The 24,702-nt window shown below is 60.8% G+C and carries 22 protein-coding genes; 4 read left to right on the forward strand and 18 right to left on the reverse strand.

What is annotated here, in order from left to right; genetic code table 11:
• Positions 1-3 precede the first annotated feature (3 nt).
• Complete coding sequence (locus MTX36_RS18670; protein WP_243621178.1) at positions 4-1,191, forward strand: hypothetical protein; 1,188 nt, start codon at positions 4-6, stop codon at positions 1,189-1,191.
• Positions 1,192-1,281: 90 nt separating this feature from the next.
• Here the strand turns inward: MTX36_RS18670 and MTX36_RS18675 are convergent, their stop codons facing one another.
• The 6 genes from MTX36_RS18675 to MTX36_RS18700 all read right to left on the reverse strand — a co-directional run bounded on the left by MTX36_RS18675 (position 1,282) and on the right by MTX36_RS18700 (position 8,014).
• Complete coding sequence (locus MTX36_RS18675; protein WP_243621179.1) at positions 1,282-2,574, reverse strand: acyl-CoA dehydrogenase family protein; 1,293 nt, start codon at positions 2,572-2,574, stop codon at positions 1,282-1,284.
• Positions 2,575-2,638: 64 nt separating this feature from the next.
• Complete coding sequence (locus MTX36_RS18680; protein WP_243621180.1) at positions 2,639-3,397, reverse strand: SDR family NAD(P)-dependent oxidoreductase; 759 nt, start codon at positions 3,395-3,397, stop codon at positions 2,639-2,641.
• Positions 3,398-3,473: 76 nt separating this feature from the next.
• Positions 3,474-4,505, reverse strand: coding sequence for an NADP-dependent oxidoreductase (locus MTX36_RS18685; RefSeq protein WP_243621181.1), 1,032 nt, complete (start codon positions 4,503-4,505; stop codon positions 3,474-3,476).
• Positions 4,502-5,263, reverse strand: coding sequence for a 3-hydroxyacyl-CoA dehydrogenase (locus tag MTX36_RS18690; protein ID WP_243621182.1), 762 nt, complete (start codon positions 5,261-5,263; stop codon positions 4,502-4,504). The genes MTX36_RS18685 and MTX36_RS18690 overlap by 4 nt, the downstream gene beginning before the upstream one ends.
• Positions 5,264-5,317: 54 nt before the next feature.
• Entirely contained in the window at positions 5,318-6,496 is a 1,179-nt protein-coding gene (locus MTX36_RS18695) for a thiolase family protein (protein WP_243621183.1), read from the reverse strand.
• 30 nt (positions 6,497-6,526) lie between these two features.
• Positions 6,527-8,014 carry a class I adenylate-forming enzyme family protein gene (locus MTX36_RS18700; RefSeq protein WP_243621184.1) on the reverse strand — a complete coding sequence of 496 codons (1,488 nt, stop codon included), beginning with the start codon at positions 8,012-8,014 and terminating at the stop codon, positions 6,527-6,529.
• Between the two features lie 280 nt (positions 8,015-8,294).
• Between MTX36_RS18700 and MTX36_RS18705 the strand changes: the two genes are divergently transcribed.
• The gene (locus MTX36_RS18705; RefSeq protein WP_243621185.1) at positions 8,295-9,035 is read left to right on the forward strand and encodes a FadR/GntR family transcriptional regulator; all 741 of its coding nucleotides are present in this window, start codon (positions 8,295-8,297) and stop codon (positions 9,033-9,035) included.
• 96 nt (positions 9,036-9,131) lie between these two features.
• Here MTX36_RS18705 and MTX36_RS18710 read toward each other — a convergent pair whose 3' ends face one another.
• From MTX36_RS18710 to MTX36_RS18720, 3 genes are all read right to left on the reverse strand, one after another.
• Positions 9,132-9,950 carry a crotonase/enoyl-CoA hydratase family protein gene (locus tag MTX36_RS18710; protein WP_243621186.1) on the reverse strand — a complete coding sequence of 273 codons (819 nt, stop codon included), beginning with the start codon at positions 9,948-9,950 and terminating at the stop codon, positions 9,132-9,134.
• Between the two features lie 319 nt (positions 9,951-10,269).
• Positions 10,270-11,790 (reverse strand): acyl-CoA synthetase, encoded by a 1,521-nt coding sequence (locus MTX36_RS18715; protein ID WP_243621187.1) that lies wholly within the window; start codon positions 11,788-11,790, stop codon positions 10,270-10,272.
• 55 nt (positions 11,791-11,845) lie between these two features.
• Positions 11,846-12,643 (reverse strand): enoyl-CoA hydratase, encoded by a 798-nt coding sequence (locus MTX36_RS18720; RefSeq protein ID WP_243621188.1) that lies wholly within the window; start codon positions 12,641-12,643, stop codon positions 11,846-11,848.
• A gap of 108 nt (positions 12,644-12,751) precedes the next feature.
• On the opposite strand from MTX36_RS18720, the gene MTX36_RS18725 reads away from it, so the two are divergent.
• Positions 12,752-14,182, forward strand: a complete 1,431-nt coding sequence (locus MTX36_RS18725; protein WP_243621189.1) for an aldehyde dehydrogenase family protein — start codon at positions 12,752-12,754, stop codon at positions 14,180-14,182.
• A 62-nt stretch (positions 14,183-14,244) separates the two neighbouring features.
• Here MTX36_RS18725 and MTX36_RS18730 read toward each other — a convergent pair whose 3' ends face one another.
• From MTX36_RS18730 to MTX36_RS18770, 9 genes are all read right to left on the reverse strand, one after another.
• On the reverse strand, positions 14,245-16,152 hold the full coding sequence (locus MTX36_RS18730) for an SEC-C metal-binding domain-containing protein (RefSeq protein WP_243621190.1): 1,908 nt from the start codon (positions 16,150-16,152) through the stop codon (positions 14,245-14,247).
• A 102-nt stretch (positions 16,153-16,254) separates the two neighbouring features.
• A complete protein-coding gene (locus MTX36_RS18735) occupies positions 16,255-18,117 on the reverse strand; it encodes an SEC-C metal-binding domain-containing protein (protein WP_243621191.1) in 1,863 nt (620 codons plus the stop codon).
• 44 nt (positions 18,118-18,161) lie between these two features.
• Entirely contained in the window at positions 18,162-18,827 is a 666-nt protein-coding gene (locus MTX36_RS18740) for a GAP family protein (protein WP_243621192.1), read from the reverse strand.
• Between the two features lie 72 nt (positions 18,828-18,899).
• Positions 18,900-20,462, reverse strand: coding sequence for a polyamine aminopropyltransferase (locus MTX36_RS18745; protein ID WP_243621193.1), 1,563 nt, complete (start codon positions 20,460-20,462; stop codon positions 18,900-18,902).
• The gene (locus MTX36_RS18750) at positions 20,462-20,932 is read right to left on the reverse strand and encodes a DUF350 domain-containing protein (protein WP_094270232.1); all 471 of its coding nucleotides are present in this window, start codon (positions 20,930-20,932) and stop codon (positions 20,462-20,464) included. The genes MTX36_RS18745 and MTX36_RS18750 overlap by 1 nt, the downstream gene beginning before the upstream one ends.
• 31 nt (positions 20,933-20,963) lie before the next feature.
• A complete protein-coding gene (locus MTX36_RS18755; protein ID WP_243621224.1) occupies positions 20,964-21,332 on the reverse strand; it encodes a DUF4247 domain-containing protein in 369 nt (122 codons plus the stop codon).
• Between the two features lie 29 nt (positions 21,333-21,361).
• A complete protein-coding gene (locus MTX36_RS18760; protein WP_243621194.1) occupies positions 21,362-21,862 on the reverse strand; it encodes a DUF2617 family protein in 501 nt (166 codons plus the stop codon).
• Positions 21,859-22,449 (reverse strand): DUF4178 domain-containing protein, encoded by a 591-nt coding sequence (locus MTX36_RS18765; protein WP_243621195.1) that lies wholly within the window; start codon positions 22,447-22,449, stop codon positions 21,859-21,861. Before MTX36_RS18765 ends, MTX36_RS18760 begins: the two co-directional genes overlap by 4 nt.
• 66 nt (positions 22,450-22,515) lie before the next feature.
• On the reverse strand, positions 22,516-23,247 hold the full coding sequence (locus MTX36_RS18770) for a GntR family transcriptional regulator (protein ID WP_243621196.1): 732 nt from the start codon (positions 23,245-23,247) through the stop codon (positions 22,516-22,518).
• Positions 23,248-23,423: 176 nt separating this feature from the next.
• On the opposite strand from MTX36_RS18770, the gene MTX36_RS18775 reads away from it, so the two are divergent.
• On the forward strand, positions 23,424-24,692 hold the full coding sequence (locus tag MTX36_RS18775; protein ID WP_243621197.1) for an MFS transporter: 1,269 nt from the start codon (positions 23,424-23,426) through the stop codon (positions 24,690-24,692).
• Positions 24,693-24,702: the final 10 nt, after the last annotated feature.

Below are 24,702 nucleotides of genomic sequence, written 5' to 3' on the forward strand. Positions count from 1 at the left end.
CCCATGTGGGAACTACGCGACAAGGTAGCGATCGCCGGAATCGGGTACACCGAACTCACCCGCCGATCCCCTCGAACACTGGCATCGTTGACTCTCGAGGCAGTAGATGCAGCGATCGCCGATGCGGGTTTGGCCCGCAAGGACATCGACGGACTGGCGACCACTCCGACGATGCCCGTCTACGGCGGAGACAAGGGCACTATCGACGGCGTCGACGTCGTCACACCCGGATTTCTCGGTCAGGCAATGCATATCCAAGATCAACTGACCTGGATGGGCAACACGACCCCGATGGTCACCCATGCCGCTATCGACGCTATCAACGCTCTGGCCGCCGGTGCCTGTTCACACGTAATCGTCTATCGCGCACTACATATGCCGGTCGGACGCTACTCGAACTTCACCAACGCCCACGCTGCCGGCCGAGACCAGTACTTTGCTCCCTACGGCTTTTCGATGCCCGCAGCCTGGGCCGCCACCGTCTTCCGTCGCTTCCTGGATCTGCGGGGCGGGACGCGCGAGAGTCTGGCGCGTTTCGCGGTGGATAATCGCGCCAACGCAAACAAGAACCCTCACGCGTTCTTCCGTGACAAACCCCTGACGACGGAGCAGTACCTGGCCTCGCGCATGATCGCCGACCCAATCACCATGCTGGACTGCGATATTCCCGTCGACGGTGCGGTCGCGATGGTTCTCACCCGCGCCGACCGTGCGCGTGATCTGAAGAATCCACCGGCCTTGGTGAGTGGCTACGCCGCCAGCACCCGTCTCGGTTCCACCGGTGTGCCGATGAACCTGGAAGACATCCTCGCCGGCTGCGCACAGACCGGTGAACGCCTCTGGGCATCAACCGGTTTGAGTGCCTCCGATATCGATGTCGCTCAACTCTACGATGGATTCAGCGTATTCACGCACACCTGGCTCGAAGGCCTGGGCTTGGTTCCGCCCGGCGAGGCGCTCCGGTTCATCGACGACGGCAACGCTCGCCTCACCGGCACTCTCCCGGTCAACACCGGCGGTGGCTGCCTGGCAGAAGGACGCTTGCACGGCATGACGCAACTGACCGAAGCGGCCTATCAAGTCACCGATCGCGGCGGCGAACGACAGGTACCGGGGGCGTCACGATCGATCGTGACTGTCTCGAACGGCTTGGCCGGCTCCACGGCATTCGTCATCAGTCGAGACAGCTGAGATTTCGTTCAGAAATCGAGCGGGGTTCTCCGGCACCATTGGAAAATAGTGTCGGAGAACCCCGCTCGATTTCAATACCGCCCTACCGGATTACGCGTCGTACGCGCTGTCCGTCAGGTCAAACTTCGCGCGTGCCTTCTCCTCGAGGGCCGGGATGTGGTAGCTCGGGAACAGGCCCTCCGCCGGCTCGACCCCGCGCAGCAGCTGACGTGCTACGGCGATCTTGTGAATCTCGGTAGCACCGTCGGCAAGTCCCATGTGGTAGCTCTCGAGCAGCCACTTACCCAACGGAAGTTCTTTGGAGACGCCGAGCGAACCGTGCAGCTGAACGGCACGAGAGGTGACGTCGAGAAGCACCTTCGGCATCGCAGCCTTGACCGCTGCGATGTCCTTGATGACCTTGCGGTAGTCGTTCTCCTGATCGATCTTCCACGCGGTGCGCAACACGAACAGGCGGAACTGCTCAATTTGGATCCATGAGTCCGCGATCATCTCCTGAACCAACTGCTTGTCGCCCAGTCGACCACCTCGTGTTGTGCGAGACACTGCGCGCTCGAGCATCATGTCGAGTGAAGCCTTCACCAATCCGACGGTACGCATCGCATGGTGAATCCGGCCGCCGCCGAGACGGGTCTGCGCCACCTCGAAGCCCTGTCCGACTCCACCGAGGATGTGGTCCTTGGGAATTCGCACATTCTCCCACCGCGTGTACGCGTGGGTACCGACCTCGTAGTCGTGTCCCCACACACCGGTGTTACGAACGATCGAGAGTCCCGGCGTCTCGGCCGGAACGATGAACTGCGAAAGGCGCTTGTGGGGTTCAGCCTCAGGATCGGTCACTACCATCACGATATAGAAGGACGCGAATCGCGCGTTGGATCCGAACCACTTCTCGCCGTTGATAACCCACTCGTCGCCATCGAGAACAGCGGTGGTCTCGAACTCCACGGGGTTGGATCCACCCTGGGGTTCCGTCATCGCGTAGCAGGAGACGATCTCGTTGGCGACGAGGGGCTCGAGGTAGCGCTTCTTGAGCTCTGGGGTGCCGTAGTGGGCCAGAATCTCGGTGTTTCCCGAATCTGGTGCCTGGCAGCCGAAAACAACGGGTCCGCTGTGTGTGCGGCCGATAATCTCGTTAAGCAGGCCAAGCTTGAGCTGGCCGTAGCCCTGTCCGCCGAGTTCGGCACCAAGGTGTGTAGCCCACAGTCCCTTCTCACGAACCTTCTGCTGCAACGGCTTGATCAGCTTGTTGCGCAGAGGATCCGACATGTCCCAGGCATGGGTGATGACGCGGTCGACCGGTTCTACCTCTTCGCGAACAAACTCCTCGGCCCAATCCAGAACCTTCTGGTACTCCGGGTCGGTCTCAAAACCCCAAGACATCGCTATTCCTTTCGTGGAAGTGTGTGGTTTCGGCGCCGATGCACCGTGAACCGAGTGCTACGGACTAAGCTTTGGCGATACGTCCACCGTCCACGGGGAGCAATGCTCCAGTGGTGTAGCTCGATGCATCACCCGCCAAGTACAGTGCGGCACCGACAATTTCGTTGGGATTTCCCGCGCGGCGCAGTGGATATGCCTGCATGCGCTCCGCAACCTGATCCATGTCCCAGGCCTTGCTGATATCCGTCAGGAACGGGCCGGCCATGATCGCATTGACGCGCACTTTCGGGCCATAGGCCTGCGCGAAGCCCTTGGTGAGAATGTTCAGCCCACTTTTGGCGGCGGCATAAGGCAGGTCACCGGGAGTAGGGCGCTCAGCGGCGATGCTGCTGATATTGATGATCGAACCGCCGTCCCCCTCGGCCATACGCTTACCGACCAGCGCGGTCAACCGGAAGGGGCCTTTGAGATTTACCGCCATCACCTTGTCGTACAGGTCCTCCGAGATCTCGTCGAGACTCGAGTACAGCGGCGACATACCCGCGTTGTTCACCAGGATATCGACCCGGCCGAACTCTTCGTAGGCACGCTCCACGAGTCCGTCCTGAGCCGCCCAGTCACCCATGTGGCACGCGAAAGCGACAGCCCGACGGCCAGTGCTCTCCCGTACCTGCGCCGCCAATTCCTCACAGCTGTCGAGCTTCCGGCTGACGATCATCACATCTGCACCGGCCTCGGCGAAGCCCAGGACCATCTCGCGTCCCAGTCCACGGCTTCCACCGGTCACCACGGCAACTTTGCCCTCGAGCTGAAGGTTCGACATGTCAGGGTCCTCTCCTTGGCAAGATCTCTCTCGCGTATTCGTACTACAGTTACGTTCGACCATCTGGGCCGCGGAATCAGAGCGGGACAATCGTCTTCCCGGTTCCGGTGCCGTCCAGCATCCCCAGAAAGCCCGCCCACGCTCCTTCGATACCACCCGGCACTGCTGTCTCCACAGCCCGCACCGCACCGACGTGGAGCCACTCACGCATGTCTGCCTCGAATTCCGGGCGGGCATCGCGATGATCACGAAGCAAGAAGCCCTCCATCCGAGCACGGCGCCACACGAGCTTGATCAGATTGCTGGGGCCGGGTTGCGGTGATTCCGCGCTGTAGATGCTGATCATCCCGCACAATGCCACGCGTGCATGATCATTGAGCACCCGAATCGCCGCCTCGAGGTGATCTCCGCCCACGTTGTCGAAGTAGGCGTCCAGACCCGGTGCGCCCAGTTCTGCCAGTGCCCCGCGAAGCAGAGTGCCGACCGAACCGTCGTGATAGTCGAATGCCGCATCCGCGCCGAGTTCACGAACCAACGCAACCTTGTCTTTAGATCCGGCACTCCCGATCACTGTGCAGCCCAGAGCTTTTGCAATCTGCACCACCGTCGAACCGACTGCACCCGCAGCGGAAGAGACGAAAACGACGTCACCTGACTTCAGCTGGGCAATCCGTCGTACACCGACCCATGCCGTCATACCGGGGATACCGAGTAGGCCCAGGTGGAGAGCGGAAACGCTGGCCTGTCCGTGGACAACCGTGCAAGCGGTTTCCGGTACCAGCGCATGCTCACGCCAACCGAAATCGTGCAGCACCGTGGCGCCAACCGGAATTTCCACCGACGACGACGCAGTCACTCGCCCGATAGCGGGCGCTCGCATGGCTTCCCCGAGCACGTACGGATCTGCGTAGGTCGAGCGCGATGACATCCGGCCTCGCATGTACGGCTCCACCGACATAACCTCGTTCTCGACCCGAACGAAACCTGGATCCGGCTCATCGACTTCAACTGTCACCAGTTCGACATCGGTGTCGTTCGGCTGGCCGTTCAGGTAGTGCACCAGTCGCCATTCCCGACTGAGCACGTGCCCGGTCGCGATCGCGGTCACCGCGGAGCCATCCGAATGCCACCATCCAAACGAATAACCTCACCGTTGAGCATCGGGTTCGACACGATATGTGCAGCGAGCGAACCGAACTCGCCCGGTGCACCCAAACGGCTCGGGTGCGGCACCTGCGCACCCAACGATGCCTTCGCCTCATCACCCAGGCCTGCCAGCAACGGAGTGTCGAACAGGCCCGGAGCGATGGAGACGACCCGAATGGCGTGCGAAGCCAGATCACGTGCCAACGGGAGCGTCATACCGGCAACGGCGGCCTTGGACGCCGAGTATGCTGCCTGACCGATCTGTCCGTCGAACGCGGCCACTGACGCGGTATTGATGATGACGCCACGCTCTTCGCCCTCGACCTCGTTGCGCACCATACGTTCTGCTGCCAGTCGCGTCACGTTGAATGTTCCGAACAGGTTGATCGAGACGACACGAGTGAAGACGTCCATCGGGAACACACCCTGGCGACCGACAACCCGCAGAGACCGTCCGGTTCCGGCACAGTTGACCGCCACCCGGAGTTCGCCGAAAGAATCCGCAATGTCGAGAGCGCTCGCGACAGCGACCTCGTCAGTGACATCGGCGGGAGCGAACCGAGCACGCTCTCCCAATTCTTCTGCAACGGCAGCACCGTTGGAAGTGGGCAGGTCCAGCAGGACAACCTTGGCACCTTGATCGAGCAGTGCTCGCGCCGTAGCCAGACCCAGACCCGAGGCGCCACCGGTGACGAGAGCGACCTTGTCATTGACCTTCATGTTGTGAATTCCTCACCCTTGCAGATTATGTGGACGTGCAGCGAACGGAGGAGCTCAGTTTCGCTCGATCACGAGAGCGTTTGCCATACCACCGTGCTCGCACATGGTCTGGAGGCCGTAGCGGCCACCGGTGCGCTCGAGATGGTTGACCATCGTGGCCAGCAGTCGAACGCCCGAAGCGCCGATCGCGTGCCCCAGAGAAATAGCCCCGCCGACAGGGTTGACCTTGGCCAGGTCCACATCGAGTTCCCGCGCCCAGGCCAACGGAACCGACGCGAACGCCTCGTTGACCTCGAATGCGTCGATGTCGGCAACCGAGAGACCGGCACGCGCGAGAACCTTGGTAGTTGCCGGGATCGGCGCCGTCAGCATGAACAGGGGATCATCGCCCGCCACTGCAAAGTCCACGAACCGCGCACGTGGCGTCAGTCCGAGCTCTGCAGCCTTCTCCTCGGACATGATCAGAGTGGCTGCGGCTGCATCGGTGAGTGGAGAGGAGTTGCCCGGCGTGATCATCCAATCGAGTTCTCCGAAGCGGGTATTCGCCTCGTCCGTTCGAAACGACGGATGGAGCTTGCCGAGGCTTTCCATCGTTGTAGACGGCCGTACCGTCTCGTCGACATCACGGCGGACACCGTCGACCTCGACGGCAACGATCTCATTGTCGTAGTCACCGGCCGTAGCAGCCGCGGCAGCACGTTGGTGCGACAGCAGTGCGTACCGGTCCACGTCGTCGCGGGTCAAACCCCACTTGCGTGCCACCAGTTCAGCCGAGATGCCTTGATTGACAAAACCTTCCGGGTACCGCGCGGTGACGGCGCCACCCTGCAAGTCCTTGCCCATCGAAGCGGTGCCCATCGGAATACGACTCATCGACTCGACGCCGCAGGCGACAGCAACATCGTAGGCACCGGACATGACGCCCTGAGCGGCGAAGTGCACGGCCTGCTGGCTCGATCCGCAAGCCCGCGTGACCGTCGTTGCGGGTACGGATTCTGGAAGCCCGGCACCGAAGACCGCGTTTCGCGTGAGGTTGCCAGCCTGTTCGGACGCCTGACTGACACAGCCACCGATGACATCGTCGATCAGTACAGGATCGAAGTCGTTGCGCGCGATGAGCGCTCGTAGCGTGCTAGCCAGAAGATCGACCGGATGTAGCCCGGACAGAGCGCCGCCAGGCTTGCCGCGCCCCGACGGGGTGCGGACGATATCGACGATCACGGCGTTGCGCATGAGGCCTCCAGAATAAGAAGTGTCGGGATTTCAGAGATTAGGAGCCGTGATCTGGACAGCCAGATCACGGCGGACAAGCTTGCCGGTTGCGGTCTTGGGCAATTCGTCGACGAAAACGACCTCGTCCGGAGTTCGCGAGCCTCGCAAGCGACTGCGGCACCAGTCGCGAATGTCCTCGTGATCGGGAATGTCGTTGCCCTTCAAGACGATTACGGCGCAGATCCGCTCACCCCATTCGTCATCGGGCATTCCGATGACAGCGATCTCTTGAACGGCGGGATGGTGCACCAGTACGTCCTCGATCTCCGCCGGCGCGATGTTTTCGCCGCCGCGGATGATGGTGTCGTCCGCGCGGCCACCGATGTAGAGAAACTCTCCCTCCACGCGGGCGCGGTCTTTGGTGGGGAACCATCCCTGCACGTCAAGCGCGGAGCCCTTACCCATGTATTCGCCGCTGACCTGAGCGCCGCGTACCCAAAGCAGACCGGTCTCACCGTCGCCGAGCACGTTGTCCGCCTCATCGCGGACCTCGACCTCCATACCAGGCACGATGCGCCCCACCGAACCCAGTCTGCCGCGCAATGCCGGATCGGCCAGCGCTTCACGGTGATCTTCTGGGCCTAGAACTGCAATGGTGGAGCTGGTTTCGGTCAGACCGTAGGCATTGACGAACCCGGTCTGAGGGAATGCCGCGAGTGCACTTTCGAGCACCGGTTGAGGCATGCGCGCACCGCCGTAAGCCAGGGATTCGAGCGCCGGGGTATCAGCCGGGGCACCATCCAGGTGCTGCACGACGCGCGCCAACATCGTCGGCACCACCATCGCGCTGGTGATCGATTCCTCGCGGACGAGATCGAGCCAGGACTGCGGGGTGAAATCGGGAAGATGAACCATCCGCCGCGTCCCGTAGACGTTGCTGAGCACCGCGCCCATGCCGGCAATATGGTAGGGCGGCGTGCTGACCAATGTCGCCTGTTCCTCACCGGCAGAACCGAATTCAACGGTATTCAGGAGATAAGACAGCAGGTGCTGATGGCGCAACAACACGCCCTTGGGTGCAGACGTCGTACCGCTGGTGAACAGTACAATTGCCGTTGCATCGTCCGGCGCCGGTACGGTTTCCGTCGCGGGAGCAGCTTTGGCACGCTTGACGAACTCATCGGTAGTCAACACGATCGAGGCTGACGCGGCCAGCTTGTCCCGGTACGCGACATCGGCCACGACAACCGGATCATCCAGTTGCGCAATGAGTTCGAGAAGCTGATCGGTTGCGAGTCGATAGTTCAAGGGCGCAAATCGCACCCCCGCCCGCGCGGCCGAGAAGACCAACAGAGGCAGAGCAGCGCTATTGACACCGACAAAGACCAGGTCACGTGCGCCCAACTCCCGCAGCACCGTGACACCGCCCGCGGCCGAGTCGCTGAGTTGCTGATAGGACATTCCGTCGCCGCGTCGCCCCACCGCCAGCCTGTCCGGATATACCGACGTCGCCATATCCAGAACCATTTCGATACCCATTGCACCCACTTGGTAGTCACTGATTTGCCGACAGTCACGCTTCGAGTGGCCGTAACCACCCGCTAAGACCTTTTCGTACGAACCATAACAAGAGATTTAGTCATTGTGAAGCGGATCATGACAATGGTATACATCAATAGGGTTCAGTCGTTCCGCCTCACAAGCAACGGAACTCGCAAAACGCGAGGTCAGTGGCCTATCGCGGTACCAGAAAGAACACCAGCTAGCTGGATACAGCAGGACCCCAGCTCTGGGTCGCACTCAACCAAAAGGCTCCGGAATGGCACAGACATCGTTACGTCCGAAGAAAACCGCACTACTCGTCGCCCAACGCATCGTCTCCGATATCGCTCGGGGCGGCCACAGCATCGGCGACCGACTCCCACCCGAACATCTCATGATCCAGGAGTACGGAGTCGGCCGAGGGGTTCTACGCGAATCCCTGAGGTTCCTCGAACTACAGGGCGTGATCTCACTCAAACCCGGACCAGGCGGCGGGCCGGTAGTCCAGCATCCGGACAGTGATGTCCTGGCCACTGCCCTGACCCTGCTACTTCAGTTCGAAAAGGCGCCATTCCGGACAATCGTCGAGGCTCGCACTGCACTCGAACCGATGATGGCGCGCCTGGCCGCAAACAGAATGAGCGATACGGCGATCGCAGAGTTGAAGATCAACGTCGATGAAACACGTCTACACATGAACGATCCTCAAAAATTCCACGACGAGATCGAGAGATTCCACGATCTCGTCGCCAAAGGATCCGGAAACCAACTCTTCGGCCATCTGATCAGCGCTCTCCTGGGAATCCTGGACGGAACAGCCATGGGAATCGACTACCCGGAGAAGCAGCGCATCGCCAGCTGCACAATCCACGAAGATATCTACGATGCCATCGCCGCCCATGACGCGAATAGAGCCCAGGAACTGATGAACGTGCATATCCAGGCACACGCCCGGTATACCGAACTCGAGTTCAAGGACGTACTCGACACCCCCATTCAGTGGAACCTACTCAGGTGACGGGCGCCTACACGCAGAGTCGACAGGACGAGGACCAGTAGCACCTTCGGAAGAGTCAGAGCTCTACCGAAGGTGCTCAGCTGTTCACGACAACGGTCAGCGCGCCTTCCAGATCGGTGCGCGCTTCTCCGCGAACGCAATTGGCCCTTCCTTGGCGTCTTCGCTACTCAACACCGAGTACCACTCTGCGTTCGACATCTCCCACTTCGAGGCCTCGTCGACACGCTCTGTGCCGACAACTCCATAGGCGACGCGTTTGGTTGCCTGCACTGACAACGGCGCATTCACCGAGATTCGCTCAGCCAGCGCAAGTGCGGCGTCCACAACAGAACCGTCAGCTGCTATCTGGTTGATCAAGCCCCACTCGAGTGCCTTCTCCGCTGAAATCGGATCGCCGGTGAACATCATCTCCATCGCAAGTCGCTGCGGGATCTGCGCAGGTAGTCGGAACATTCCACCGGCACCAGCGATCAAGCCACGCTTGACTTCTGGCAACCCGAAGGTTGAACTCTCGGCTGCCACAATCAGGTCGGCAGCGAGCGCCAATTCCGTGCCGCCACCCAATGCCGCTCCATTGACAGCTGCGATGATCGGCTTGCTGATGAAATTCTTCACGAAGCCGGCAAATCCCCACTGCTCGTTGCCGGGAGCATGCACGCTCTCGCCACGAGAGATAGCCTTGAGATCGGCTCCGGCACAGAATGACTTATCGCCGGCCCCGGTGAGCACCACGACCCGAATCTCGGGGTCGTGCTCCGCCTCTACAAGAGCGCCACCCACGGCCGCGCTTACTGCCGCATTGATCGCGTTTCGGGCGGCCGGTCGGTTGATCGTAATAAGGAGAACGTGACCTCTGCGCTCGACGATTGCGTCAGCTTCTGTGGTCTTCGTGGACTGGATGCCATTGCTACACATGTGAAAATTCCTATCCGTCAGGATGCGTGGGCCTCAGATTCAGAGGGCGGCGCCCGGGCATAGGCCCGTCGCACGGCAGGAAGATCGAGATCAGGCAGGTCGGATGATTCCGACCTGCCTGAAATTCGATTGTTCCCATATCCGCCAACCGGTTTGTCGACTCCACGTCAATCATTTCCGATTGGACGGCATCGATTCGGGCGCATCGTGGCCGCAGAATGGAGTGCCTAGCCCTCCGGAACCGATCCTACCCAAGTCCGACGAGATGTTGACGGCGGCACCTTCTTTGACGAAGTACCAACAAGCTCGAGTCCAAATGTCAGACGGTCCGGAGTTCTCTCTTCAGCAGTTTTCCGCTCTGGTTGCGCGGCAGTTCAGACACGAACCGAACGTGCTTGGGCACCTTGAACGGAGCGACCTTTTCCTTCACATACGCAATCAGCGCCGCGGGAGTCAGCGAATCCTGACCGTCCTTGAGCACGACGATCGCGGTGATCGCTTCGATCCACTTCTCGTCCGGCGTCCCGATCACCGCAACCTCGGCAACGTCAGGATGGGTGTAGATTACGTCTTCGACCTCGCGCGATGCCACCAAGATGCCGCCGGTGTTGATGACGTCCTTGATCCGGTCCACGACGGTGATGAACCCCTCCGCGTCTCGCACGACAAGATCTCCGGAGTGGAACCACCCGTCGCGGAACGCTTCTGCTGTCGCTTCGGGATTCTCCCAGTAGCCGTTGCAGAGTTGCGGCGAACGGTAGAGAACCTCACCCGACTCACCGTCCGACACATCGTTACCGTCGGCGTCGACGACGCGGGTCTCGACGAAGAACACGGCGCGACCACACGCGGAAGGTCGCTCGGCGTGCTCCTCGGGTTGCAGAACCGTTGCAAGCGGACCGATTTCGGATTGGCCGAAGCAGTTATAGAAGCCGATGTCGGGGTAACGCTCCCGCAGACGGTTCAGCACGGTCACCGGCATGATCGACGCCCCGTACTGAGCCTTCTTCAGCGACGAGAGATCCCGCGTTTCCAGATCGGGATGATTGGCCAACGGCACCCACACCGTCGGCGCCAGAAAGAGTGACCCGATCTTCTCGGATTCGATGCGGCGCAGGATCTCCGGAATATTCGGTGCCGCCATCACATTGACCGTGGCACCGACAGACAGGTACGGAAGCATGAATACGTGCATTCCCGCAGAGTGGTACATCGGCATGCAGATCAGCGGATTATCAGCCTGGTCGAGCGCGAGCGCGATCACCGAAGACACGTATTCGTGGACCAATGCACCGTGAGACATCATCGCGCCCTTGGGCTTCGACGTAGTTCCCGAGGTATAGAGCAACTGCGCTAGATCGGTCGATGATGCGCGCGGCTCGAAGTCCGGCACCTCCCCAGCCTCACTGATCGTGACCACCGACAGTTCGGCATCTCGCAACGCCAGCACGTGATCGAGGTCCAGGTCTGCGCGCACCGAGTCGAGGGTCGGGGCAAGCGTTGGATCCACCAGAACCGCTCGGGCGCCGGACTGCGCTACGAGGTAACGCAATTCGTCGCCCTTGAGTGCGTAGTTGATCGGGACGTGCACCAAACCGGCTCGCCCACAGGCCAGGAACCCGATGACATAGGCGTCGGAGTTGGTTCCGTAGGCGGCCACCCGATCACCGTGCTCGAGTCCCAACCCCAGCAGATGCGCCGCGACCCGTGTGACAGCGTCGTCGAGGTCTCGATACGTGCGAGTGCGGTCCTCGAAGACCACGGCCACACGATCGGGGTATTTGGCTGCCGAGCGCCGCAGCACTCCGTCGACGGTATTGGTACGCGGGTCCAGGCTCATGGGCACAGGTTATAGGACGTCCAAGTATTGAGGAAGGCCCCGACCGTTCGTCCGCTCATTTGTTCTGCCACTCCGGGGCCCGCTTCTCCACAAAGGCCTGCATACCTTCCTGAGCATCACAGGTGACCGCATTGGTCGCCATTGTTTCGGCCATCGCCTCGTACGCCTGCGCCTGCGGTAGATCGATCTGGCGGTAGAACGCCTGCTTGCCGATCCGAACGGTCAACGGGCTGGCCGTCGTAATCTTTGCGGCCAGATCCCGCACCTCCCGATCGAGGTCTGATGCGTCGACGACAAAGTTGACCAGTCCCCAGTCCGCCGCTGTATCGGCGCCGATGGCCTGACCCGTCAGCAGCATCTGCATCGCTCGTTTGCGACCAACAGCCCGGCTCAGGGCCACCATCGGGGTGGAGCAGAACAGGCCGATCTTCACTCCCGGCGTTCCGAAAACGGCACTCGACGCCGCAACAACGAGGTCGCACGACGCCGCCAGCTGGCAACCGGCGGCAATCGCCGGCCCCTGAACGGCCGCGATGACCGGCTGCGGGATTGCCTGAACGGTTTCCATCATCTCGGTGCATCCGTCGAAAATCGCGCGTTCCTCGTCGAGCGTGCGGCCGATCATCTCGGTCAGATCGTGTCCGGCCGAGAACACCGGACCCTCGGCGCGAACAATCACAACACGCACCCGTTCGTCCGCGGACAATTCACGAAGTCCCGCTGTCACTTCACGCATGGTCTCCGCGGAGAGAGGGTTGCGCCTCGCCGGCTGATCGAGTGTCAGAAACCCCAATCCCACTGACTCGTCGATGGACGTGCGTACAGCGCTCCGACTTACCTGTGTTCCCGACATACAACCTCTCTACCAAGCTATTCCGTCCCGGTCAACGAGACGTATCGGCCACTGTTGCCGCAGCGTCGATACCGTTCGGTCAATATTTCGCCACTACGAGGAGTGCCCATGAGCACCGAAGCCGTCATCACCACCGACCTTGCTCAGATTCTGCAAGCGCAACAGGACGCCACCCGCGCTGCGGGAGCGCCGAGCGCAGAGCAGCGCCGCGAACGCATCCAACAGGTGATCGACCTGCTCGTGGCAAATCACAAAGATCTGACCGAAGCCATGAACGAGGACTTCGGTGGCCGTCTACCGGCCTACTCGGTCATGAATGACGTTCTCGGATCGATGGTTTCACTCAAGCATGTTCGAGATTCCCTCGAAGACTGGATGATTCGTTCACCCCGAACCGCCGGTGAACTTCAGGATCAACTGGGCGCCACTGCGTACGTCACGTACCAGCCGAAGGGTTCCATCGGCATCATCGGTACGTGGAATGCTCCACTCTTCACTCTCCTGAGCCCGCTGGCATGCGCACTCGGAGCCGGCAACCGTGCCATCCTCAAGCCCTCGGAGATCGTTCCGAACACCGCTGCCGTATTGGCCGAGGCCGCCGCACGACATCTCGATCCGCTCGAAATCGCTGTAGTCACAGGCGGACCCGATGTAGCCGACCACCTCACTTCACTTCCCTTCGACCACTTGGTCTTCACCGGAAGCACCACCGTCGGCAAATTGGTCATGGCAAATGCCGCCAAGAACCTGGTGCCGGTCACCCTCGAACTCGGCGGAAAATCGCCGAGCGTTCTGGGCAAGAGTGCCGACCTAGACGAGGCTGCATACAGATTGGCCATTGCGAAGTCCACCAACTCCGGGCAATTGTGCGTCTCCCCCGACCTCATCTACGTGCCTCGTGAGAGCACTGAACGCTTCATTACCGCGTTCACCAATTCCTTCACCGGACTCTTCCCGACCGTTGCCGACAACACCGACATGGTGTCCATCGTCAGCGATCGCCATCTTGCCCGCATCGAGGGATACATCGCCGACGCAGCCGAGCGCGGCGCCCGCATCATCACCGTTCCCGACGAAGAGCTTTCGTCCGAGACACGTCGACGCCCCTTGCGTATCGTCGTTGATCCCCCGGCCGATGCCGAGATCATGAAGGAAGAGATCTTCGGACCGGCCGTTGTGGTCTTGCCTTACGACGAGATGGATGCGGTTGTCGCAGACATCAACTCACGCCCGAAGCCGTTGGCGCTGTACTACTTCGGCACCGACCTCGACGAGAAGGAATCGGTACTCGATCGCACCAATTCCGGCGGTGTCACGATTAACGACGCGATGTCACATCCCGGCCTCAACGACGCACCATTCGGTGGCGTCGGCGCTTCCGGTATCGGCCACTACCACGGCCGCGAGGGCTTCCTCGAGTTCAGCCACGCTCGTTCGGTATTCGAAGCAGCAGAACATGATCCGCGCGGCGAGTGGGGAATGCTGCCGCCCTACGGCGACGGATTCGCACAGATGATGACGGCTCAGGTTACTCCTTAGGGGCAGAGCCCCTGTGCGCCGTTTTGGTAGCTCCCACTACCAAAACGGCGCACAGGCGAAGCCTATGCAAACCGCGCGCTGAGGAACTCGACCAACTGCCACGGCTGGGTATCCGGCGAGTCGATCAACGCGATCAACGCATCCTTGTCTTCCGCTGCAATTGGTTCGATACCACCGAATGTGCGGGTCGTTGTTCCGGCCGGCAGAACCCGGGTGCACACCAGTGCACCGGCTTCGAGGTTCAGGCTGCCCCACTCGTCGGAGACGTCGTGAACATCTCCGGTACGGACGTCACTCAACGTCAGCGACGTACCCGGTACCGTCGAGACAACCTCGTACACCGACCGCGGCACCTCCAACCACCGCTGCGCCAGTTCCAACTCGTCGGCAGGCAGTAGTTCACCACGACGCGCGATGAACGCTTCGAAGATGTTCCCGTCGAATAGTGCTGCGTCGACTGCCAATCCGCCTTCGAGTGCGCGGGTCAGCGCGTCCTCGTCATCCCAATGCTGCGCACGAACCTCGGCAAGGTCGAATACCTCGTCGAAGTACTCCGGTGTGCGCGAGAACAACTGCGCTTTCACATACAGCCAGTTTGCCCGGTCGTCGAAAGTAACTTCCGACTTACCTAGGTGGCAGACCTTGTACTTGCGTCCAGACCCGCACCAGCACTTGTCATTACGACCCAGCTCGGGGTGATCGGCCGGTGCATATCGCGCAAGGACGTCGTGCAGAATCTCGGACTCGCCGCCTTCGATTCGACCGAGCAAAGCAAGCGCCCTCGTCGCATCGCTGCGATCCGCGACCAGAAGTGCGAGATCGAAAATTGCTGGGACCCAATCGGGATCGCGGTCGAGCGCGCTTTCGTAGTACGCCTCGGCGACGATGATCTTGCCCAGACTGTCTGCAGCCTTACCGGCGAGCCAGTACGCAGCAGGCTTCACACGACGCGGCCCCTTGTCTGCCAGTGCTGTGGCTACCGCATGCAATACCTCGTCATGGTCGTCGAGTTCTGACAACAATTCGAGGGCCGCCGCCGCTGCCGGAGGCTCGGCAATACCCACATAAATCTGAGGGTTTTCCGTGATCTGTTTGCGTGCCCAATCACCGATGCCCGAAGTGTCTTCGGGGAACTCGAGGTGCGCAGCCGACACGAGATCGACGAGCGCGATGACCGCTGCTGCTTCGTCTGCATGCAGATTGTCGCGGATCTCGAGCATCCGGGCGCGGTTCGCCAGGTGGTAGGCCTCGAAATCGAAACCTTCGATCGCGACGTAGTCACCGTCGCGCACGTATCCCGCGGAGTCGAGCAGTTCGCCCAAGGGGGCGGCCGGCTGGCGGAACAGTGACGGATCCTCGAGCATCAGCTGCCAGACAATCGCGTCGAGGGTTTCAGCACCGGTCTCGCTGAGGATGCTCCCGAGTGCGTTCCCGAAGCTGGGGGCAGGATCAAGCACTTCGGCGATCGTGCACAACGTCAACTCACGGTCCGCGACAAAAAGCCCGATCAAATCGCCGGCCGAGCATTCGGAGAGTGCGTCGGAGGCCAGCAGGAAACCTTCATCAGCCGGAAACTTCGGATCGTCGATTCCGCGTTCGGCAAGGATGTCGTCGTCAAGACCGCGATGTACGACGCGCATCTCCCGGTCCTCGTCTTCCTCGAAGCTGTCGAGGAAGACGCGCAGGACCATCAAATCAGGATTGGCGTCGAGTACGCCTGAACTGATCTCGGCGTCGGTGAGCCGATGAGTGAGTACTCGATGCTCGAAGAGTGTGTCGAGAGCTGCGTAACGCTCACCACTCAAATATCCGAGCAGCGGATCTTCGACGTACTCCACAAACTCAGTCATGTCGTCGGCCGTGCCATGCCCGGCCTCGGCCAGCAAGTTTCCCCAGTCCGTCGCGGTCTGAGGGCCATGCTGACGCAATAACTCCATCGCAGCTTCGGCGATCAAGTCATTAGGATCCATCGGTTCGGTCACCTATACAACTTTAACGGGTTGACTCTTTCGGGGTCAGACAGCATCAGTCGGAGATGAAGGTTGTGCAGAACAGCGGCGACCGAAGCGTCTCTAACTCAACACCGTCACCAACTCGACGGGATCGATATCATCCGCAGCCAGAACCCGGAGTACATCAGCAATTTGCTGATCAGAGGTGAGTACGACGCCACCGACGGCCTGAGTCGTCGATCCGGCGACCAAGATTCGAGCGCTGAGAACGTCGCCAGGCTGACCTGTAGCGCCCATCTTCACCGTCTCTCCGGTTCGGCGATCGACCATCGTCGCTCCGTCAGAGCTCACGTCGTACACCGAACGCCGTGTTCCCAGCCACTCGGTGGCAGTAGCGAGATCCTTCTCCGAAAGCAGTTCACCGCGTCGGGCAAGGAATTCGGCAAAGAGTCCATCCTCGAAAAGTGCAACGTCCAGCGCGGGCCCCTCGAAGATCGTTCTGCTCCGTAGGGTTTCTTCGCTCAGGTTCACGCTTGCCAGGTTGTCGAGTTCGACCAACCTGTCGGCAAATTCGGAGGCGAAGGCAAACATGCAGGCCTTCTTGTACAACCAGCGGCCGTCTTCGAGTATCGACTCGTCGATCTTGCCCAGGTGACAGACCTTGTATTTACGGCCGGATCCGCACCAGCACTTGTCGTTCCGTCCCAGTTCGAGATGTTCGACTGGCAAGAATGCTTGCAGGACCTCGTGGAGGGCTTCTTGAGTCCCACCGTCAATTCTGCCCAGGAGCGACAATGACCGATTCACATCTCCACGATCGGATGCGAACTGCGCCAACTCGAAAAGTGCTGGGCCCCAATCAGCTTCCCACTCCAGCGACTTCTCGTAGTGCGCTTCGGCTTCAAGAACCCGTCCGAGTCGATCTGCCGCTTTGCCGGCCAGCCAATGGGCCGCCGGCTTCACCGCACGTGGCCCGTGCCCGGCCATTTCGAGGGCAAGAGCCTCGAGAATCATGTCGCTCGCCGGGTCTTGATTGCGGAACCCCAGATCGAAGACCGCCACCGCAACCCCGGGATCAGCTAGGGATGCAAACGAATCGGGCGCTGCGGCAATGTGTCTACGAGCCCAGTCCTGGATATCGAAGTTGTCGATGGCTGCATCGGCATAGCCGCGATCAGCAAGATCCACAAATGCCACGACGGCTACGGCTTCGTCGTGACCGAGGCTGTACCTCGATGCAACCGAAGCGGTGCGAAGTTGCACGTCGTACGCGATGAAGTCGAACCCGCGCTCAGCAAGCAACTCTCGCTGATGCTCGTATCCTGCCGCCTCGAACAGTTCATCGAGCGGCGGGCTCGGAACCGTGAACAGTTCAGGATCTTCGATGACAAGTTGCCAGCACGCTGAATCCAGTGCTTCCACACCATTAGCCGCAAATATCTTTCCGAGCACTGGTGCAAGATCCGGCTCGTCCTCGACCTCGGCGGCACGCAACGTCAACTGCCCGTCCTCGACGGCAAGTCCAACCAGATCACCAGCCGAGTAGTCCGCAAGTGAGCCTGGCGACAGAAGGATGACGCGACGACTGCCCGCCGATTCAAAACCGCGCTCGTTCAGCAGTTCAGTCTCGTGTTCGACTTCCACGACGCGCAATCCGTCGGTGACGTGGACAAATCCTAGGATCGGATCCAGATCGGGGCTGGCCTCGAGCACATTCGCGGAGATTTCGATATCGCTCAGGCGGTGCGTGAACACCAGACCTTCAAGGAGAGCATCCAGAGCGACGTACTTGTCTCCGGGGAGAAACCCCACCAGGGGATCGTCGAGGAGCTCGAGGACTTCGGCAATCTCGTCTACCGATCCGAATTCTCCGAGCGCGAGCGCCCACTGTTCCAGACTCAGCGGGCCAGACTCACGCAAAGCTGCCATGGCAGCAGTTGCGAAGGCAGCATCTTCAGGGGAATCAACAGAGGAAACGGTCACTGCTCAATGGTAGGCGACCACGACTGTCGATCTACCCGCATCGACTAGCTGAGACCACTCAAACCTTCACCGAGCACAATCACCCCGAGCAGTGCCAAGATCGCGGTCATCATGACTGCGTTGTTCGCGGTCATCCAGGCTTTAACTGAGTCGAGCACCGACGCGGCGCGATCACCGAGGGCCACATTGACCACAACCGGGGCAGCGACGCCGACACTTGCAATGACAGTGAAAACAACAGCGGCGACGGCTTGCTCCGCCACAACGTAGGTTCCGGCTGCGATCGCCGCAGCACCCGAGACTGCGAGAGCAGAGTTCTTCGGGTTAGCCACCGAGAGCAAGGCAAGCCCGAGCGATTTCAGTGGACTGAGCGAACCAGCGCTCGACATCCACTTGGGCTGCATGGGCTGCGCTCCGTCGCGGGGCCGGGATCGCCACTGCTTGAACGCAAGTCCGAACAGCACAAACCCGAGCACTATCCGAACGATACTGGCCCAGCGCGAAGCCTCGGTCTCGGGCACCGCAGTGTCGACAATCGTGATCGTCAGTGCCACAACACCGCCGATACCTACGACCCAGCCCAGAATGAACGCTGCAACGGAAGCTCGCGCACCGGCAGTAACCATCATCAGCACCACAACGGCCATCGGGATGGAGACAAAAGCCAAGCCGACTGCAATCGGTAATGATTGGCCGAGTGCACTCAGCATGAAAGTCCTTCTGGTTGGGACCTGCTGTGCGCCTTTATTGACCGCCCGCGGTTAATAAAGGCGCACAGCAGGTTAGCGTTCATAACCTTTTCTCATGTCATCAACTATCCGGGGTCGATCGAGTGTCGACGGTTCCATCTCGCGGCGGGGACGATCCCGCGGAAAGACCGAGGCCGACGCCAATGTCGGCTCGTCGAGGAAGCGCAGTTCCGGAACGTCAGCGGGCAGTCGAAGTTCCGGCGGAACGCCGCCCACCTGAGCAAGAACGTACCCCCAGTCCCCGAAACTGGGCACGTACACGTGGTACGGCGACACTCCCAATCCGACGGCAGAGACCGTGGACACGGTTCGCCAGTACGCATCGGGCGTCGAATAGGGGCTGCCGGATTGGACGACCATCAAGCCGCCGGGATTGAGTGCGGCAGCGGCAAGTCCGTAGAACTCCATCGAGTAGAGCCGGCCCAGGGCTGGTGTGTCGGGGTCGGGAAGATCGATGATGACAGCATCGAAGCCGGGTTCGGACTTGTCACGCAACCACCGGAAAGCGTCGTCGACAACGACGTGAACGCGTGGGTCTTCGAGCGCACCACCGTTCAACAATCGCAGTCGGGTGTTGGCCAATTCGATGACGGCAGGATCCAGTTCGACCTGCACGATTTCCTGGACGCTGGGCAGTCGCAGTACTTCGCGTGCGGCAAGACCGTCGCCGCCGCCGAGTATCAGTACCCGCTGCGGATTGTTCGAGAGAGCCGGATAGACCAGCGATTCGGTGTACCGATGTTCGTCGACGCTGGAAAATTGCAGGTCGCCGTCGAGAAACAGTCGGGTGTCGTTGTTGCGCTCGGTGACGATAATTTCTTGGTACACGGAGCGCTCGGCCGCGACTACAGGATCGGTGTACAGGCGCTGACGGGCCGTGGTTTCGATATCGGATGCCGCGATCAACAACCATCCGATCAGGCTCGCCGCCAACAGCATTGCCGCCACCGCGATCAGCCGGGCACGCAGGCTCAGTTGCCACCGCAGCAAGATCAACGCAACTGCTGCTGCGGCAACAAGATTGATCATTCCGGTGATGGCGGCGCCGCGGATCATTCCGGTCCAGGGCAGCAGAACGAACGGCCACAGTAGTCCGCCGACCAGGGCGCCCAAGTAGTCGGCTGCATTGAGATTGGCAAGAACTTTGCCGGCGCTTTGCGCGTCATTGTCATCGCGTCCGGATTGCAGCAATGTCATCAGCAAAGGCACTTCGGCCCCCACCAGTGTGCCGATCAACGCTGTCGCAACCACCAGTACGGCCGCGCTGGAACCGAAGAACGTGAAAGTGACGTACAACGTGACGGCACTGAAACCGCCGATGATGCCGAGCAGAATCTCTACTGTCACAAAGGAAATAGCCGCGTGCCCCAACAACGGTTTTGCCGCGAGCGCGCCGACGCCCAAGGCAGCAACAAAGCCGGCGACGATCAGCGAGGTCTGGGTTATCCCGCCGCCGGTGAGGCTGACCGACAATGTGAGCAGAGCCAACTCGTAGATCAGCCCGCAGGCAGCACAGGCCGCGACGGCCGCGAGCAACAGTACCCGCGCCCGGGCACCAAGCATCGAAGATGAGACTTTCACATCAGCGACACTCATCAGGTAAGCGCGGCGGCGTTCACCAAACCGATGGACAGCAAGCTCACGCCTACCGCCCAGGCCGCACCGCACATCTTCGGATCCTGTACCAGCGCAACCAACTTTCCGGGCAGGACTACGTTCATCAACCGCAGCGCGATTGCCTGCAGGACTATGGCGAACAGTCCGTACACTGCCGAGTCTGCAAGCCCCTGCGCAAAGCCGTCAGAGCTGGTCAAGATTGCGGTCACCACGATGATCGCGAGCGCAAGGTGATTGGACGCCAACAGAATTGCGGCATTCGGATTCTTGTCCACGTACACCTGATGGCGGAGATTGCCCGGCGTCATGAGATCGAGGACCAGAAACCCGGTGACCAGAACTGCGACACCGACAGCGAAGTAGGCCAAGGTTCCGAGAACACCACCGACCAGTTCGAGGCCGTCGACGGTTCCGATCTCGGTGGTTGCGGACGCAAGGATGAAGGTCACGTATTTCTCCCGTTGATAGTGTTCGAGGTGCTCATTTCGCGCTACCCGATCCGCCGCTGCCACTACTGCCACTCACGGGTGATCCTGGGTTGAATCCCGGCCCCAGGTAGGCGTATCCGCCGCTGCGATAGGTGCCGTCGATGTCTTCGACCTTGATAGTGCTGCCGCCACCGGAGCCAGCACTCACGGTGACGATGTCGTCGTCGTAGCGCAGGTATTCATTGCCTCCGTCGGCACTACGCGCAGCAGGTTCGTCGGCGTCGACGATCTTCGATACCGTTTTTCCGACAGGATCTTTCGACGAGTACAAAGCAACATCACCGACTTGCGAACTCTTGGAATAGTTGTCCGCGATGAAGTCCTTGGCGCCTCCGCCACAGGACGACAGCACGAAAGCCATGACGATCAATCCGGGAACAAGCCATGCCTTCACGGATTCCACCTACTCGACGTTTTCACGATCACTCCTGTCCCCTCCCCGGGGTACAAATGCCAACTCTGCCAAGCCCATCCATGCCCGGCGCTACTGCCGGACAAAACCGTGAGTGCTGATTCATCTCCGGGAAACGCTCCGCAGATCCAGCCTTCCTCCGAAGCTCTACCCTTCAACCGGATAGCGGCGGCGTCGAACTCAGCGCGATCAACAGTCTCAGTGACGGATTCGAATTCATAAGGTCCGACTACTTCGGCTCGCGGCAGAGGATCCCCACCGGCGCCGACGGCATCGCAGGACACCTGCTCGGTCAGCATCTCCCCCTGCGAACGAGCCGTCACCACATGCGACGCTCCCAGCACCCCCAAAATCAAAGCGCCATCAACGTTTTCGATGACAAGTTGCGCCAGAACCGGCGGGGCGGGCGCGTCCAGGAGCAGACCGAGCGCCGACGCATCCACGTCGGTGGGCTCCACTGCGAGGAGATGCACACTCACTGCGGCGGGCCTGAATGAATAACCGTCAACTCACTGCGAGTCACCGCGCGTCCAGTGGAAACCTCCCACGACTGTCCGCGTGCCCATCTCTCGAATGCGATGAGGCCAGTCTTGTCGGCCGTCGCATAGTCGGCGTAGTCCATCGAACCCGACGGCGCTGTTCCTGTTGTGCCTTCGGCGGTGAACCGGGCCGTTCCGCTCTCGATCTTGCGATGCACCTTGTCGTCGAGGATGACGTCGCCGCTCGGTTCGAGATTCGTGCCCTCACGGCGCATCCAGAGCGTCATCTCGAGTTCGCCCTCGTCGTCCTCGACGGTGAGCCAGCGTCGGCCGGTCGACCCGTCGATCAGGTGCTCACGCCAGATGTATCCCTCTTCGTCGAGGGTGATGGTTCCGCGGACCACGTGATCGATCCCCGCGTAGGTGATGATGTCGCCGACACCGATCTTGTGGGGGTCGTAGACCTCCGGATAGTCGGCGAGCGGATCTACGCGTCCGGCTGGAGCACTCTTGCGTCCGCGTAGGACCACGAAGGCCACTGCCGCGATCACGACAAGTATCAGTACAACGATCAGTACATTCGTCAACGGTCACTCCGAAACGGTCGTCCGGCAGGGTTGCCGCGGGCCATACCCTACCGACCGTTCTCCGAGTTAGGTGGCGACAGTCGACCCAGCGGACCGAGACAATGTCGGGTACGCCGCAAGTATCTGAATCCGGGCATCATCGAGATACTTCTGGAGCAGTTCGACGGCCAGCGCATTTTCGCCGGACTTCAACGCGCTGTAGATCTCGTGATTCCTGGCCAGGTACGGCGAGTGGAATCGATGCGGGTCGTCCATGACGTGAAAGACCAAGCGGAGTTCGTTCCACACCCCACCCATCAACTGGTCGATGCGGCTGCTGTTGTTCAAACCCGCGATCGCACGATGAAAATGGATATCTGCCGTGCCGACGGCAGTCCAGTCCCGGGCAGCCAGTCGTTCCTCGGCGAGCTCGAGGGCGTCGGCGAGCGCGTCGAGGTCGCCCGTCGCAGGATCGAAGTCTCGAACGCCGGCCGACTCGACCACCCGGCGGCAGATGTACAGCTCAGCAACGTCCTCGATGGACGGGACCCGAACGAACACGCCACGGTTGAGTTCGTGTGAAACCAACCGGTCCTCGATCAGGATCTGGAAGGCTTCGCGGACGGTGTTTCGGGAGACATCCAAGGCGGTGCAGATGTCAGGTTCAGACAATCTGGCGCCCGGACGGAAGCTTCCGTCGATGATCAACTCGCGCAGAATTCCTGCAACGCGCACTGTTCGACTCGTCCGCTCGAGTTGTCCTCGATGGGCGGCCAACGCGGCGTGCGCATCCTCTTTCGGAGGATTCAAGCTGGTCAAGTGTGCTCCTAGTCGTTTGTCGCTGCACTCATCATAGTGAGAGCGGTCCGTCCAGTCTGCTCGCGACAGCCCACCCGAAAGTTTCCGATAAATTAATTATCCCTTCAGGGTATTGCAGGATCGTTGAACGATTTGTACCTTAAGGGTCCTGACTTTTCTTCTCACGCGAGGTACCGATGACCGTTCCGCTACAAATCGCAGGTGCCCCGCCGCGCCCGTTCGACTGGTTCCGCACGCTCGGACCGAAGGGCAAGAAGGCATTTGTCGGCGCTTTCGGCGGCTACGGTCTCGACTCGTACGACTTCCAGGTACTGCCCCTCGGGTTGGCCGCGATCGCCGCGTACTTCGGACTCACGACGGGGCAGGCCGGCCTCCTCACCACCGTCACACTGGTGGTCTCCGCACTCGGCGGCATCCTGGCCGGCATCCTGGTGGACCGCATCGGCCGCGTCCGCACATTGCAGGTGACTGTCGCGACGTACACGATCTTCACGGTTCTGTGCGGTTTTGCACCCAACTTCGAGACGCTGCTGATCTTCCGCGCTTTCCAGGGACTGGGCTTCGGCGGAGAGTGGGCAGCCGGCGCGATCCTGGTCGCCGAGTACGCAAAGCCTGAGTACCGCGGCCGCGCAGTTGCATTCGTCCAGAGCGCCTGGGCTGTGGGCTGGGGACTGTCGGTTGTCATCTACACCGTTGTCTTCCAACTCTTCGATCCCGATGTCGCCTGGCGCGTTCTGTTCTGGACCGGCGTCCTTCCCGCCTTCCTCATCATCTGGGTACGACGCAACCTCAAGGATCCGGAAGTAATCACGGAGAAGCGGGAGTCGGCAAAAGCTGAAAAGGGTTCCTTCTTAGCCATTTTCCGGGGCCCGATGCTCCGGACCACGATCTTCGCGTCCCTTCTCGCCACCGGCGTTCAAGGCGGCTACTACACCCTCGCGTCCTGGTTGCCGACGTATCTGAAGAACTCGCGCGGTCTCGACGTCGTGGGCACTGGCGGGTATCTCGCCATCCTCATCGGCGGTGCATTCCTCGGCTACGTCAGCGGCGGCATCCTCACCGACAAGCTCGGACGCAAGCGCACCATGCAGTTGTTCGCGACCCTGTCCGCCGTGTTCATGGTGCTTTACACCCAGGTTCCGGACGGCGCGAACACTCTCATCATGATTCTCGGATTCCCCCTCGGCTTCTGTACGTCTGCCATTTTCAGTGGATTCGGTTCATTCCTCTCCGAGCTCTACCCGACTGCCCACCGGGGCACCGGACAGGGATTCACATACAACTTCGGTCGCGCTGTCGGCGCCGTGTTCCCCGCCATCGTCGGTTTCCTCGCAGCCAGCAGCCTGGGCATCGGCGGCGCCATGATCTTCGGTGCCATCGGCTACGGCATCGCCGTAATCGCACTCTTCGGCCTACCCGAAACCTTGGGACGCGAGCTCACCTGATCGCTTGTCG

It is taken from the genome of Rhodococcus sp. ARC_M6 (assembly GCF_022810305.1).
GTDB lineage: Bacteria > Actinomycetota > Actinomycetes > Mycobacteriales > Mycobacteriaceae > Rhodococcus_F.